The organism is Streptomyces sp. NPDC001750 (assembly GCF_042892615.1).
Taxonomy (GTDB): Bacteria; Actinomycetota; Actinomycetes; order Streptomycetales; family Streptomycetaceae; genus Streptomyces.
On the sequence record NZ_JBIAUE010000001.1, the window covers coordinates 170,072 to 184,027 of the forward strand.

The window sequence follows — 13,956 nt, forward strand, 5'->3', positions numbered from 1 at the left end:
ACACCGACCTCTCCTGATACTTTACGCCATAAGGAATTGAAATCGCCTCGGCGAAATTACTTTATGGCGTAAGGAGTTGCAAGTGGTGGTCTATGCCGGACAGGGCGACGCCCGGCGTTCGATGTCCCTGTTGTGGCGCGCGGAGCGACCGGAGCAACCGCGCCGCACCCCCGGTCCGGGCCCCCGGCCGGGGCTGAGCGTGGACGCCATCGTGACCGCCGCGATTTCCGTCGCCGACGAGGAGGGCATGGCCGCGCTCTCGATGCGCGCGGTGGGCGAGCGGCTGGGCCGCACGGCGATGGCGCTGTACACGTACGTCCCCAGCAAGGGCGAGCTGCTGGACCTCATGTACGACGCGGTCCACGCCGAACTGCCCCGGGACTACGCGGCCTTCACCGAGGCACACGCACCGGGGGGCGGCAGGCGCCCGAGCGCCGAAGGGGAGCGGCCGGGCGGCGACGACTGGCGGGCCGGGCTGACCGCATGGGCGCGGGACACGCTCGAATTCCTTCTGCGCCACCCCTGGGTGCTCCAGGTCTCCCAGGCCCGTCCGGTCCTCGGCCCGCACGAGTACGCCGCACTGGACACCCTCGTACGCCTGCTGACCGGAACCGGGCTCGAAGCGCGGCTGGTGCGGCGACTGGTGGGCACGCTGACCCACTTCGTGCGGGGCTGCGCCGGAACGGTCGCCGAGGCACGGGAGGCGGCGGTGGCGACGGGCGAGCCGGACGAGGAGTGGTGGTTCGCCCGCTCGGCGCTGCTGGGCGAGGTGGCTCCGGACTTCGCGGACCGTTATCCGAGCCTGAGCGCGATGGAACGCGCCGGCGCGCCGCGACCGCCGTCCGCCACGGACAAGGGCGAGGACGAGAGAGAAGGCGGAGGCGAGTACAGCGGGGAGGCGGGCGGAGGCTCGGCCGAGGGCGACGAGGAGACGATGCCGTTCCTGGAGCGCGAGGCACGGAAGACGTTCGCCGTCGGCCTCGACGTACTGCTCGACGGGATCGAGGCAGCGACCAGGCGCACGGGCAGGCCCTGAACCGGTGTGCCCCGAGCCCGCAAGCCCTGAGCCCGCAAGCCCCGGGCCCGCAAGCCCTGAGCCCGCGAGCCCCCGGGCCCCGACGCACGACGTCGCCGCGGCCGCCCGGTCGGCACGGGCGGTCACGGCGACGGAGCGCTCAGCGGCTCACGGCTTGGGCAGGGCGCATCCCGCCCGGTTGAGGTCGAACTTGTTGCCCGGGCCGATGCACGGCACGATGCCGTAGGTCTGCTGGGCGTAGTTGATTCCCTCACGCACCGTCACATTGCCGCTCTCGTCCACCTCGCACGGGTTGTTGTCCGTGCAGCTCTGGCCGTCCTCGTTGCCGGTGTTGTTGACCGCGACGACCTTGCCGGTGGCGTTGTCGATCACCGGGGACCCGGACGTGCCGCCGATGGTCTGGCAGGCGGAGGTGTAGCGGACCGAGTCCTTCCAGGTCCACTGGCCTTCCTTGAGCCGGTAGACGAACCCGTCCACGTTGCAGGAGTACGTGCGCTTCCAGTAGCCGGAGACCACCGTGATCGCGGTGCCCTGGACGGGGTGCGCGGTGTTGAGCTCCAGCGCCTTGATGCCGTAGTTGCTCTCGATCTGCGCGTAGGTGCTGGTGAGTTGGTACACCGAGATGTCGGTGTCCGTCATCGTCCCGTACGCGATCTTGCTGGCCCGCAGCGTGGCGACGCCGCTGCCGGAGGCGTTCAGCAGGGTGAAGCTACGACTGGACGACCGGTTGAACACCACCTGACCGGGGCCCGGGAAGCCCGTCTCCATGCAGTGCCCGTTGGAGAGCACCAGCGCGGGGTCGGAGGGCTGGGAGTCGGGCGTGCGGACGACGGAGCCGGAACAGTTGCTGAGCGCCACGGTCCCGGCGAAGTTGACCGCCTGGGGCGTGACCTTCGCCTTGACCGTGTCGGCCGCGGCCGTGCCGGCCGCCGCCTTGCCGGCCGTCGCCGCTTCCTGGCCGGTGGCCGCGACGGCGGGTGCGGTTCCCGCCCCGAGGAGCAGAACGGCGAAGAGCGCACCGACGAGAGGCTTTTTCATGTGGGGGTCCCCTCCAGCGACATGCGCGGGGCCTCGACGACCCCGACTACCGAAGTTCCTTCGGTTTGACATGCGCATGCTTGCGCATGGAGGGGACCCCCAACAAGGGGCGGTTTCCGGCCAATGCTCGGGCCCGGTCCTCGGCGGGCTGCCCCAGAGCCGCCATGTGCCCCACCCGGACCCGGCGCCGACCGCCTCAGCCGGTCACGTGCTCCACCGGGATCCAGAGTTCGGCGTCGGCCCGGCCGCCGTCCTGCGACAGCCGGGTGCTCAGGATCTCGGGCCCCGGCCGGCTCCGGTACGGATTGGACGGGAACCACTGGGTGAAGACGTCCCGCCACAGATACTGGAGCGTCTGCGGGAAGGGCCCCGAACTCCCGAAGACGGCCCAGGTGCCCGCCGGGACCTCCAGCGCGTCCAGGTCCTCGGGCACGGCCGCGCCCGTCACCACGCCGTGGTAGTAGTCGAGTTCGGTCCCCTCCGCCCTGCTCGCGGCGAGATCGTCGCTCACCCCGACGATTCCGCGCGGTTCCTGATCGGACAGTTCCCCGATGCGCCGCACGGTGTCCTCGCCGATGCCCCGGACGAACGCGACGATGGCCGGGTTCGCCCCCTCGTGCACCAGCGGAACCCGCGCCTTCCTGCCGACCACGCGGAACGCCTCCTTCTCCACGATCCGGTATCGCATACTCCCGCTCCCTTCGACCACGAGCCGGAAGGACATCCGGGGCTGGGAGCGCAGAACCGCACCGGTCCGCCTGGCCTCGCCCGGACCGACGCCGTGCATCGCCCGGAACGCCCGCGCGAACGCCTCCCCCGAGCCGTAGCCGTAGCGCACCGCGATCTCCAGCAGCGTCCGCTCCCCCGCCAGCACCTCGGCCCCCGCGAGCGTGAGCCGCCTGCGCCGGACGTACTCGGACAGCGGGATCCCGGCCAGCGCCGAGAACATCCGCCGGAAGTGGTACTCCGACGTCATCGCGATCCGCGCCAGCTCGGCCGCCTCGATCCGCTGGCCGAGGCGGCCCTCGATGTGCTCCATGGCCTGATTCAGCCGCTCCAGCACCCCGGACTCCTTCCCTTACGAGCAGTCACGCTAGGGAATGCGACTCCCCGCGGACCCGACAGTCCGTGCCCGGTCCGGTCGGGTCCCCGGTCCGGCGCGTGCCGGGCCGAACCGGGGACGCCCCGTCCACGCGAGCGTCCGGCACACGCACGTGTCCCATCTCACCCGTCCGTGTGCGTCACGTCCCCGTTCCGGCCCATTCCAAGCCCCGCCCCCGTCCCCGACCGGCGATCCCACGGTCCGGGGACGGGGGACGCATGGCTATGGAAGACACGGTGACGGCGGCCCGATGCGCCGGGCGGGGCAACGGGCGACGAAAGCCCGGCGCCCCCCAAGGCCCGGCCGTAAGCTCCGGGACATGCAGGTCATCCAGTCCACGAAGCTCGCCAACGTCTGTTACGAAATCCGGGGCCCCGTGCTGGAGGAGGCGATGCGGCTGGAGGCGGCCGGTCATCGCATCCTCAAGCTCAACACCGGCAACCCCGCCGCGTTCGGGTTCGAGTGCCCGCCCGAGATCCTCGAGGACATACTGCGCAACCTCTCCGGGGCACACGGCTACGGCGACGCGAAAGGACTGCTGTCCGCGCGGCGGGCGGTGGTGCAGCACTACCAGACCAAGGGCATCGACCTCGATGTCGAGGACGTCTATCTGGGCAACGGCGTCTCCGAGCTGATCCAGATGTCGATGCAGGCGCTGCTCGACGACGGCGACGAGGTGCTGGTACCCGCTCCGGACTACCCGCTGTGGACGGCGTCGGTCTCGCTGGCGGGCGGCACGGCGGTGCACTACCGCTGCGACGAGCAGTCCGACTGGATGCCGGACCTCGCCGACATCGAACGGAGGATCACCGACCGCACCAAGGCGCTCGTGATCATCAACCCGAACAATCCGACGGGCGCGGTCTATGACGACGCGATGCTGCGCGGGCTCACGGAGATCGCCCGGCGGCACAACCTGGTCGTCTGCTCGGACGAGATCTACGACCGGATCCTGTACGACGGCGCCACCCACACCCCCACCGCGACGATCGCCCCCGACCTGCTGGTGCTCACCTTCAACGGGCTCTCCAAGAACTACCGGGTGGCCGGATACCGGTCGGGCTGGCTGACGGTGTGCGGCCCGAAGGGGCACGCCGCCTCGTACATCGAGGGTCTGACGATCCTCGCCAACATGCGGCTCTGCGCCAACATGCCGTCCCAGCACGCCGTGGCCACCGCCCTCGGCGGACGGCAGTCGATCGACGAGCTGGTGCTGCCGGGCGGTCGGATGCGGGAGCAGCGGGACGTCGCGTACGACCTGCTGACCCGGATCCCGGGCGTGACGTGCGTGAAGCCGAAGGGGGCGCTGTATCTCTTCCCGCGCCTCGACCCCAAGGTCTACAAGATCAAGGACGACCGGCAGATGGTGCTCGACCTGCTGCGGGCCGAGAAGATCATGGTCGTGCACGGCACCGGATTCAACTGGCCGGAGCCCGATCACTTCCGCGTCGTGACCCTGCCCTCGGCCGAGGACCTGGCGGACGCGGTGACCAGGATCGCGCACTTCCTGGACGGATACGGCCAGCCTTGACGGGCCGATGCCCGCCCCTTCGAACGGGCCCGGCCCCGTCGAACGGACCTGCCGCGGCGTCCGGCCCCGCCGCGGCCGGACGCCACCCGCGCCTCGATCACAGACAACTTTAGACTAAATCTAATGTAGGATGGTCTCACAGCGACACCAGGAGGCCATCCATGTACGAACCGATCCGCACCAAATCGGTCCACACACCGGCCGACCACGTCGGCGACTTCCCGCACCGCTCCCGCGAGGAGGAGTTGGACATCCAGCTCGCCGGACACCTGGCCGCACTGCTCGCGGTCACCGACGAACTGGGGCTGGACGCGGCGGGCGACCGCATCGCCGAACAGGTCGCCCGGCTGCGCGGTGCGCCGCCGGCCCGGCACGCCGGCCGGACCGAAGCGCCCGCACCCGCCCTCCACCGCCGCGCACACGCCCTCGCGGGCCGGGCGCTGGTGGTGGCCGCGTCCCGCGCCGACACCGTCGTCGCGATCCTCGCGGCCGAGCGCATGGATGCCCACACGGCGGCGATGGCCTCGCCCACCGCGTCCGGCACCCCGTCACGACTGGTCGGCGCCCTCTGACGGCCCCGGTCCACGGCCCGCCGAGGCGCGTGGACCGGGCGCCATTCAACTATCGGAGAAATGCCCCTTTCGCCGCTTTTTTCGAACGCCCCGGTGAATGGCTGCGGGCGGACAGATGTCGCGCGCGCCATCGTTGGGATCCGCTGTCCGCAGCGGGCAACCCTCCCCGCACGACGACGGTCTGGACGGTGTCACGCCCGTCCGGAGCGTGAGAGCAACTGCGGAGAGGTCGACATGAGTGACGTAGCGGTCACCGTGATCATCCCGGTCTACAACGCCGCCGACTTCCTGGACGAATGCCTGGAGTCGATCGTGCGGCAGAGCCTGGGATTCGAGCGCGTCGAGGTCGTGGCCGTGAACGACGGCTCCACCGACGCCGGCGGTGCGGTACTGGACGGGTGGGCCGAGCGGCACCCCAACGTCAGGGTCGTGCACCAGAGCAATTCCGGGGCGCCCGGCGGTCCTCGCAACCGGGGTATCGACATGGCGAGGGGCGAGTTCCTGTTCTTCGCCGACCCGGACGACTACCTGGGCCCGGACGCGCTGCGGCGGATGGTGGAGATCGCCGAGCGCAACGACTCGGACGTGGTGCTGGGCCGGATCCGGGGCGTGGGCCGGGGCGCCCCGACCGAGCCGTTCGCCGCGACCGTCGAACGGGGCGACGTGTGGTCGACCAGGGCGATGTTCAGCTTGACCCCGCAGAAACTCTTCAGGCGCTCGCTCGTGGTCGAACACGGTCTGCGCTTCGCCGAAGGGGTGCGGCTGGCGGAGGAACAGCCGTTCATCGTCCCCGCCTATCTGCGGGCGCGGGCGATCTCGGTGGTCGCCGACTACGACTGCTACTACCTCGTCGACCGCGAGGGATTCGCCCATCTGACGAAGCAGCAGCCACCGGCCGAGTCGTTCTACTCGGCGGTGCGCGCGGCCCTGGGCTCGATCGTGGAACTGACCGAGCCCGGCGAGCGGCGCAACGCGTTGCTCGTGCGGTTCGCCAAGGTGGACCTGATGGCGAAGTTCGGTCCCCACTACCATCGTTGGACCTCCGCCGAGCGCCAGGAGTCGTACGCCCGCATCGCGGGCGAGGTGCTGCGCGAGTTCATTCCGCAGGAGGTCATGACCGGATTCTCACCGCTCGTCCAGCTGCGCGCCCGGCTGCTGCGCGAGGGCGGGCGGGTCGATGAACTGCTCTCCCTGTCCCGCCACGACAGCCTCGCCTGGGCCGAGCTCGAACCCGGCCCCGACGCCCTGGAGTGGCTCGACGGCGGGCGACGGGCGGCCCTGCTGGTGCGCAGCTCGCACTACCGCGGCACCGGTTCGCGACGGGTCCGGCACAGCGTCGTGCTGCGCCACGCCGACGGCTACGAGGTGCTGATCCCCGTGGGGAGGGCCACGCCCACCGACGACCCGCTGACCGCCCGTGTCGTCCTGGACCCGCTCGACCTCCACCGGTACGCCCACCGCCCCGGCTGGTGGGAGATCCTGCTTCGCGTGACGGCGGACAACGGCCGGGGCGGCCACGACGTTCCACTGCTGCTCCCGGCACCCGACGGGGGCGGGAAGCGGCGCCCCCTCCCGGACCGGGCACGCGCCAAGCGGCTGTACGCGCACGGGGTCCGGCCGATGGCGGCACGGATGACACAGCGGCCGGACGGGCGCATGGTGCTGGTCGCCGTGGACTGGCGCACGGTCGCGCGGAAGGTCCGCAAGCGGCTGCGGCGCCGCTGATCCGTGTGCGGGCCACGCCCCTCCGCCTCCCGCACACGGCACACGATCACGGCGGACCCGGCGGACGGCGTACCCGGCGGACTGCGGACCCGGTGCACGGCGTACGCGACCGGGCCATGGGCGAACCACGGCCCGGCCACAACCCGACTTCCTCGAAGGTCCCGTCGGGCGCGACGGGGGCGGACGTGAGCCTGCCGGTGCCCTTCTTGTCGGTGCGCTGGACGGTGACGGCGATACCGGTGGGGAGCGCGCGCCCCTGGCCGGTGAGCCTGCCGGTGATCGTCAGGCCCTGGCTCCTGACCGCCTCCGCGGGGGCCGTGAGCGTGATGGCGGTCGGGGCCTTGGCGGAGAGCGTGATGTCCTCGGCCGGGCGGTGGGTGACGTCGCCGGTGAAGGAGACCGTGTAGGTCGCCTCGCCCACGAGTGACGGTACGTCGAGAACGGTGAACGAGCCGTCGGCGTCGGCCTCGACGGCGGCGAGCCGACGGTCGCCGTTCGCGTCGTGCCGTACCGCCGAGACCCTGACCGGCTCGGCGGGCGCGGGCCCGTCCAGCTCCAACCGGCCCCGGATGCCGAGGGGTTCACCGATCACGGGCTGCCCCGGGGCGGTGGAAAGGGCACCGGTGAAGCGGGAGTCGTACTGGGCGGCGGGCGGCTGGATGACGTGCGGCCGAAGACCGGCCCGCACCTGCGTACGTGCGCCGCCCGTACTCCACCCCGGGCTCGGAACCGTACACCCGTCACCCCCGTACGCCGTTGTACGGGGGTGACGGGCGGGCAAGGGGTGTCTCGTCATCCGTGGCGGATCGGCACGCACGCCAGGGATCGACGGGACAGCGGCCCCCGGAACCGTGAGGGGGTTCCGGGGGCCGGACCGCGGCGGGCCGTCGACCCCACAGGTCAGGGCGGATGTCCAGTGGCCCGGCCACGGGGCGTGCGGGCGCGCCCGCGCACGGGACGCGCCCCGTGGGGTCAGCCCAGGCGCTGGACCAGGGCGCGGTACTCGTCCCACAGCTCCTTGGGAGTGTGGTCGCCAAAGGTGTTGAGGTGCTCGGGGACGAGGCCCGCCTCCTCGCGCCAGACGTCCTTGTCGACCGTGAGCAGGAAGTCCAGGTCGGCGTCGGAGAGGTCCAGGCCCTCGGTGTCCAGGGCGTCCTTGGTGGGCAGGATGCCGATCGGCGTCTCGACGCCCTCGGCCTTGCCCTCCAGGCGCTCGACGATCCACTTCAGGACGCGGCTGTTCTCGCCGAAGCCGGGCCACACGAACTTGCCCGCGTCGTTCTTGCGGAACCAGTTGACGTAGTAGATCCTCGGGAGCTTCGACTGGTCCGGCTTGTCCGCGCCGACCTTCAGCCAGTGGGCCATGTAGTCGCCCATGTTGTAGCCGCAGAACGGCAGCATGGCGAACGGGTCGCGGCGCAGCTCGCCGACCTTGCCTTCGGCGGCGGCGGTCTTCTCGGAGGCCACGTTGGCGCCGAGGAAGACGCCGTGCTGCCAGGTGAAGGACTCGGTGACCAGCGGAACGGCCGAGGCGCGGCGGCCACCGAAGAGGATCGCGGAGATCGGCACGCCCTTGGGGTCCTCCCACTCGGGCGCGATGATCGGGCACTGGCCGGCCGGGACGGTGAAGCGGGCGTTGGGGTGGGCGGCCGGGGTGTCGGACGCGGGCGTCCAGTCGTTGCCCCGCCAGTCGGTGAGGTGGGCCGGAGCGGTCTCCGTCATGCCCTCCCACCAGACGTCGCCGTCGTCGGTGAGCGCGACGTTGGTGAAGACGGAGTTGCCCCACATGGTCTTCATGGCGTTGGCGTTGGTGTGCTCGCCGGTGCCGGGCGCGACGCCGAAGAAGCCGGCCTCGGGGTTGATGGCGTAGAGGCGGCCGTCCTCGCCGAAGCGCATCCAGGCGATGTCGTCGCCGATGGTCTCGACGGTCCAGCCGGGGACGGTCGGCTCCAGCATGGCGAGGTTGGTCTTGCCGCAGGCGGACGGGAACGCCGCCGCGATGTACTTCGCCTCGCCCTGCGGCGGGGTGAGCTTGAGGATCAGCATGTGCTCGGCGAGCCAGCCCTCGTCACGCGCCATGACGGAGGCGATGCGCAGCGCGTAGCACTTCTTGCCGAGCAGGGCGTTGCCGCCGTAGCCGGAGCCGTACGACCAGATCTCGCGGTCCTCGGGGAAGTGCGAGATGTACTTGGTGGTGTTGCACGGCCAGGGGACGTCCTCCTGGCCCTCCTCCAGGGGCGCGCCCACGCTGTGGACGGCCTTGACGAAGAAGCCGTCGGTGCCCAGCTCGTCGAGGACGGCCTGGCCCATGCGCGTCATGGTGCGCATGGAGACGGCGACGTACGCGGAGTCGGTGATCTCGACACCGATCGCGGAGAGCGGGGACCCGACGGGACCCATGCAGAAGGGCACGACGTACATCGTCCGCCCGCGCATGGAGCCGTGGAAGATCCCCTTCTCACCGGTGAAGCCGTTTCCCTCTTCCCCGGTGAAGATGGCCCGCATCTCGGCGGGAGCCTTCCAGTGGTTCGTCGGACCGGCGTCCTCCTCCTTCTCGGAGCAGATGAACGTACGGTCCTCGACTCGGGCGACGTCGCTGGGGTCGGAGGCAGCGTAGTACGAGTTCGGACGCTTGGTCTCGTCCAGCTTCTTGAACGTTCCCTTGGCCACGAGCTCCCCGCACAGGCGCTCGTACTCGGCCTCGGAACCGTCGCACCAGACCACCCGGTCCGGCTCGGTGAGGGCAGCGATCTCGTTCACCCAGGAGACGAGGGCCTGGTGGTTGGTGGGGGCAGTGAGGGGAGCCGCGATGTCGCGCGCCACGATCGCTCCTTGTCGAGGGTATTTGCTGTTCGGCCCCGTGGGGGCTGCGACCCGGACGCTTCGTCCCCTTCGAATTCGTTGGCGCTCATCCGGTGCCGACCGCACTCATTTGATCATCCGACCCTTGCGCCCATATGTCCAGAGGACCGCACACGTGAGCATGGCCACTTCTGTCCGTTACCTACGGTCCCGTAGGTACGATGCGGGAATGACTGCCGCCACAGCCGCGCCCGAGCCGGCCGGACCGGACACGGCCGCACCCGACGCCGTTTCGACTGCCCCGACCGCATCGACCGTCCCGCTGAAGCCACGGCTGCGTGGCTGGCTGCACGCCGGGATGTTCCCCGCCGTGATCGTCGCGGGGGTCGCGCTGATCGCGCTGACCGACAGCGCCCGGGGGCGCATCGCCTGTGCCGTGTACACCCTGACCGCGTGCCTGCTGTTCGGGGTGAGCGCGCTCTACCACCGCGGCACCTGGGGCCCGCGCGGCGAGGCGGTGCTGCGCCGCCTCGACCACGCCAACATCTTCCTGATCATCGCGGGCACCTACACCCCGCTGACCCTGCTCCTGCTGCCCGAGTCGACCGGGCGGCCGCTGCTGTGGGCGGTGTGGGTGGCGGCGGCCGCGGGCATCGCCTTCCGGGTGTTCTGGGTGGGCGCCCCGCGCTGGCTCTACACGCCCTGCTACATAGCCATGGGCTGGGCCGCGGTGTTCTTCCTGCCGGACTTCCTGCGCACCGGGGGGATCGCGGTGCTGGTGCTGGTCGTCGTCGGCGGGCTGCTCTACAGCGCCGGCGGCGTCATCTACGGCATCAAGCGGCCGAACCCGTCACCGCGCTGGTTCGGCTTCCACGAGGTGTTCCACTCGCTGACGCTGGCGGCCTTCATCGTGCACTACGTCGGCATCTCGCTGGTGGCCTACAACCACTCCTGAGCCGCCCCGCCCGGCCGCGCACGCCCACCTCCCCAGCGGCGCCCACGTACTCCCATGTCGGCCCGCTCCCCCGCTTCCCGCTCCTCGCGGCCCCGCCGACCTGCCCGGCCCGCTCCCCGGCCTTCCGTTTCCCGCCGTTGTCCGTCGTCCTCGCCCAGTGGCCGTGGCTCCCGAGCCGCGGCCGCTCCTCGTTCGGGGCCGTGTTCATGGCCGTCCATGGCCCCGGACCCATGGATGGCCGACAATGACGACCATGGCCGTCACCTCCCGTACCCCTTCCGTTTCCGTTTCCGGGGCGCCGTCCGCCGTGTCCGGGGGACCGTCCGCCGTGCCCGGGATTCCGTCGCAGCCGGGGCTGCGCGAGCGGAAGAAGCTCAAGACCCGGACGGCGATCCGCCGGGCGGCGTACCGGCTGATCGCCGAGCAGGGGTACGAGACGACGACGATCGAGCAGATCGCGGAGGCGGCCGAGGTGTCGCCGAGCACGGTGTGCCGCTACTTCGCGACCAAGGAGGACATCGTCCTCACCGACGCCTACGGCCCGGTCCTGGAGGCCGGGCTGCGCGAGCGGCCGGCCGGTGAACCGCCGCTGGAGTCGCTGCGGATCGTCATGACTGAGATGCTGCCGACGTTCCTCGTGAGCGACGAGGAGGAGGTGCGCCGACGCACCCGGCTGGTGGTGGAGGTCCCCGCCGTCCGGGCACGGATGACGGAGACCATGTCGGACACGGCGAGGATGCTGGCCCGGGTGCTGGCCGAGCGCAGCGGGCGCGGCGCCGACGACCTGGTAGTCCGGGTGTTCGTCGCGGCGGCGCTGGGCGTGCTCCGCGAGGTGACCCTGTACTGGGGCGAGCACGGCCAGAAGGACGATCTGCCGGCCCTCGTCCGGCAGGCGCTGGATGCGCTCGGAGACGGCCTGACGCTGTAACCGGTCCCCCCGATGCCGCGGCCCGACGCCGTGGTGTTCCTCCCGGCCCCGGCCGGGGGCGCGTCCGGGGCCCCGGGCCGGTGTCCGGCCGGTGGCGTACCTTCGCCCGCCTCTCAGGACGAGCGGCGGCCCGCCCCGGACGGGCCTGACGGGCCTGATCCCAGGTGCCGGGCCAGCTCCTCCGGATCCGTCGTCGGGGCGTCGCACACGAAGTGCCGGCACACGTACGCCGTCGGCGCGCCGCCCACCATCGGCCGGTCGGCCAGCAGCGGGAACTCCGCTCCGCCCGTCTCCCCGGCCGCCACCACCGCGCCGGGCGCCCGTCCCAGCAGTGCCGTACGGTGCAGTTCGCCCCCGACCGGACCGACGACCGCCACCTCGCGCGGCCCGTCGAGCAGCGCCTCGGCGACGGCGAGCCCCCAGCCGATGAACCGGGGCACCTGCGGGCCGAGGGTCCTCACCACGCCCAACGCCCCTTCCGCGGCGGCGCGATGGGCCTGCGAACCGGTGTGTGCGGCGTACGAGAGGAGCGCGCCGGCCGCCGCCGTCCAGCCCGCCGGGGCCGCGTTGTCGGTGGGGTCCTGCGGGCGGCGGATCAGCTGCTCGGCGTCGTCCGCCGTGTCGTACAACTGCCCGCCCTCGCCGGTGAAGTGCTGGAGCACGATGTCGAGCAGGAAGCCTGCGAACTCCAGCCAGACTCCCTCGCCGGTGACCGCTGCCAGGGCGAGGAAACCCTCCGCCACGTCTCCGTAGTCCTCCAGGACCCCGGCGTGCCCGCCGGCCCGGCCGTCCTTGGAGGTACGAACCAGCCGGACGGTGTCCCCCATGTGGACCCGGACCAGCAGATCCGCCGCCTCGGTGGCCCGTTCGACCAGGTCGGGCCGGTCGAAGCAGGCCCCCGTCTCGGCGAGCGCGGCGATCGCCAGGCCGTTCCAGGCGGCGACCACCTTGTCGTCCCGCCCGGGGCGGGGGCGCTCCTCACGGGCGGCCAGCAGCCGGGCCCGTACGTCGGCGACCCGCTCCCCGTCCGCGTCGGACTCCGCACCGGCCGACCGGAGGACGGAGGCACCCCCCTCGAAGGTGCCCTCCTCCGTCACGTCGAAGTACGCGGCGGCGAAGGCCGCGTCCTGCTCCCCGAGGACATCGCGCAGCTGCTGGGGAGTCCACACGTAGTAGGCGCCCTCGACATGGCGACCGGACCCGACCGCGTTCTCGGCCTTCTCGGCGCCGTCGGTGTCCTCGACGCTGTCGGCGTCGAGCGCGGAGGCGAAGCCGCCCTCGGCGGTGCGCAGTTCGCGCACCATGAAGTCGGCGGTCTCCAGGGCGACCCGGCGGGCCTCCTCCGAGCCCGTCGCCCGCCACAGGTGCGTGTACACCCGGCAGAGCTGCGCGTTGTCGTAGAGCATCTTCTCGAAGTGCGGTACCAGGGGGCCACCGGGGCGCTGACGCAGTACGTACCGGTGGAAGCCGCCCCCGGCCTGGTCGAACAGGCTCGACCCGGCCATCGCCCGGCACAGCCCCTCGGCCATGTCGAGGGCTCCTCGGGACTCGGTCCGGGCGTGGTGGCGGAGCAGGAACTCCACGACCATGCCCGCCGGGAACTTCGTGTCCCCGCCGAACCACCCGGTCTCCGGGTCGTACGTACGGGTGAGTTCGAGCAGCGCTCGGGCGAGCTCCGCCCCGCCGGGCGGTCCGGCCTGGGCGAGGTCCAGCTGCCGCCCGGCCAGGTCCCGCGCGATCCTCCCCGCCACCTCGGTCACCTCGTCGGGCCGCTCGGCCCAAGCAGCCCGCACCCCCTCCAGCACCTGCTTGAACGACGGCATGCCGTGCCGCGGCTCGGGCGGGAAGTACGTGCCGAAGTAGAACGGCCGGCCCTCGAAGGTCATGAACACCGACATCGGCCAGCCGCCCTGCCCCGTCGCCGCCTGGAGCGCCTCCATGTAGACGGCGTCGACATCGGGGCGCTCCTCGCGGTCCACCTTCACGGACACGAAGTGCGCGTTCATGAAGGCGGCCGTCTCCTCGTCCTCGAAGCTCTCGTGGGCGAGGACATGGCACCAGTGGCAGGAGCTGTACCCGACGCTCAGGAACACGGGCACGCCGCGCCGGCGTGCCTCCTCGAACGCGGCGGGCTCCCACGGCCACCAGTCGACGGGATTGTCCGCGTGCTGGAGCAGGTACGGGGACGTGGCGTGCGCGAGTCGGTTGGCCATGACTCCATCCTGTCGCACACGGGGGAACGGCGCGCCCACGCCACGGGGCGCGGC

At 71.6% G+C, this 13,956-nt stretch carries 11 protein-coding genes; 6 read left to right on the forward strand and 5 right to left on the reverse strand.

The window, feature by feature from the left end; translation table 11 throughout:
- Positions 1-82 precede the first annotated feature (82 nt).
- The gene (locus ACFYY6_RS00730; RefSeq protein WP_389191095.1) at positions 83-1,036 is read left to right on the forward strand and encodes a TetR/AcrR family transcriptional regulator; all 954 of its coding nucleotides are present in this window, start codon (positions 83-85) and stop codon (positions 1,034-1,036) included.
- A 147-nt stretch (positions 1,037-1,183) separates the two neighbouring features.
- Here the strand turns inward: ACFYY6_RS00730 and ACFYY6_RS00735 are convergent, their stop codons facing one another.
- Complete coding sequence (locus tag ACFYY6_RS00735) at positions 1,184-2,074, reverse strand: serine protease (RefSeq protein ID WP_351517441.1); 891 nt, start codon at positions 2,072-2,074, stop codon at positions 1,184-1,186.
- Between the two features lie 196 nt (positions 2,075-2,270).
- Positions 2,271-3,137 (reverse strand): AraC family transcriptional regulator, encoded by an 867-nt coding sequence (locus ACFYY6_RS00740; RefSeq protein ID WP_351628189.1) that lies wholly within the window; start codon positions 3,135-3,137, stop codon positions 2,271-2,273.
- Positions 3,138-3,495: 358 nt separating this feature from the next.
- Here ACFYY6_RS00740 and ACFYY6_RS00745 point away from each other — a divergent pair, with 358 nt between their 5' ends.
- From ACFYY6_RS00745 to ACFYY6_RS00755, 3 genes are all read left to right on the forward strand, one after another.
- Positions 3,496-4,707: a pyridoxal phosphate-dependent aminotransferase gene (locus tag ACFYY6_RS00745; RefSeq protein WP_388648400.1), complete on the forward strand. Its 1,212-nt coding sequence runs from the start codon at positions 3,496-3,498 to the stop codon at positions 4,705-4,707.
- 161 nt (positions 4,708-4,868) lie between these two features.
- A complete protein-coding gene (locus tag ACFYY6_RS00750; RefSeq protein WP_351517437.1) occupies positions 4,869-5,279 on the forward strand; it encodes a hypothetical protein in 411 nt (136 codons plus the stop codon).
- Positions 5,280-5,513: 234 nt separating this feature from the next.
- On the forward strand, positions 5,514-7,004 hold the full coding sequence (locus tag ACFYY6_RS00755) for a glycosyltransferase family 2 protein (RefSeq protein ID WP_389191098.1): 1,491 nt from the start codon (positions 5,514-5,516) through the stop codon (positions 7,002-7,004).
- A gap of 46 nt (positions 7,005-7,050) precedes the next feature.
- Here the strand turns inward: ACFYY6_RS00755 and ACFYY6_RS00760 are convergent, their stop codons facing one another.
- Positions 7,051-7,692 (reverse strand): hypothetical protein, encoded by a 642-nt coding sequence (locus ACFYY6_RS00760; RefSeq protein WP_389191100.1) that lies wholly within the window; start codon positions 7,690-7,692, stop codon positions 7,051-7,053.
- Between the two features lie 284 nt (positions 7,693-7,976).
- Entirely contained in the window at positions 7,977-9,827 is a 1,851-nt protein-coding gene (locus tag ACFYY6_RS00765; RefSeq protein ID WP_351517431.1) for a phosphoenolpyruvate carboxykinase (GTP), read from the reverse strand.
- A gap of 208 nt (positions 9,828-10,035) precedes the next feature.
- Between ACFYY6_RS00765 and ACFYY6_RS00770 the strand changes: the two genes are divergently transcribed.
- Both ACFYY6_RS00770 and ACFYY6_RS00775 read left to right on the forward strand, forming a co-directional pair.
- The gene (locus ACFYY6_RS00770; RefSeq protein WP_351517429.1) at positions 10,036-10,761 is read left to right on the forward strand and encodes a hemolysin III family protein; all 726 of its coding nucleotides are present in this window, start codon (positions 10,036-10,038) and stop codon (positions 10,759-10,761) included.
- A 253-nt stretch (positions 10,762-11,014) separates the two neighbouring features.
- The gene (locus tag ACFYY6_RS00775; protein WP_389191103.1) at positions 11,015-11,689 is read left to right on the forward strand and encodes a TetR/AcrR family transcriptional regulator; all 675 of its coding nucleotides are present in this window, start codon (positions 11,015-11,017) and stop codon (positions 11,687-11,689) included.
- A gap of 113 nt (positions 11,690-11,802) precedes the next feature.
- Here the strand turns inward: ACFYY6_RS00775 and ACFYY6_RS00780 are convergent, their stop codons facing one another.
- Positions 11,803-13,902, reverse strand: coding sequence for a thioredoxin domain-containing protein (locus ACFYY6_RS00780; protein WP_351517427.1), 2,100 nt, complete (start codon positions 13,900-13,902; stop codon positions 11,803-11,805).
- Between the last annotated feature and the right edge of the window lie 54 nt (positions 13,903-13,956).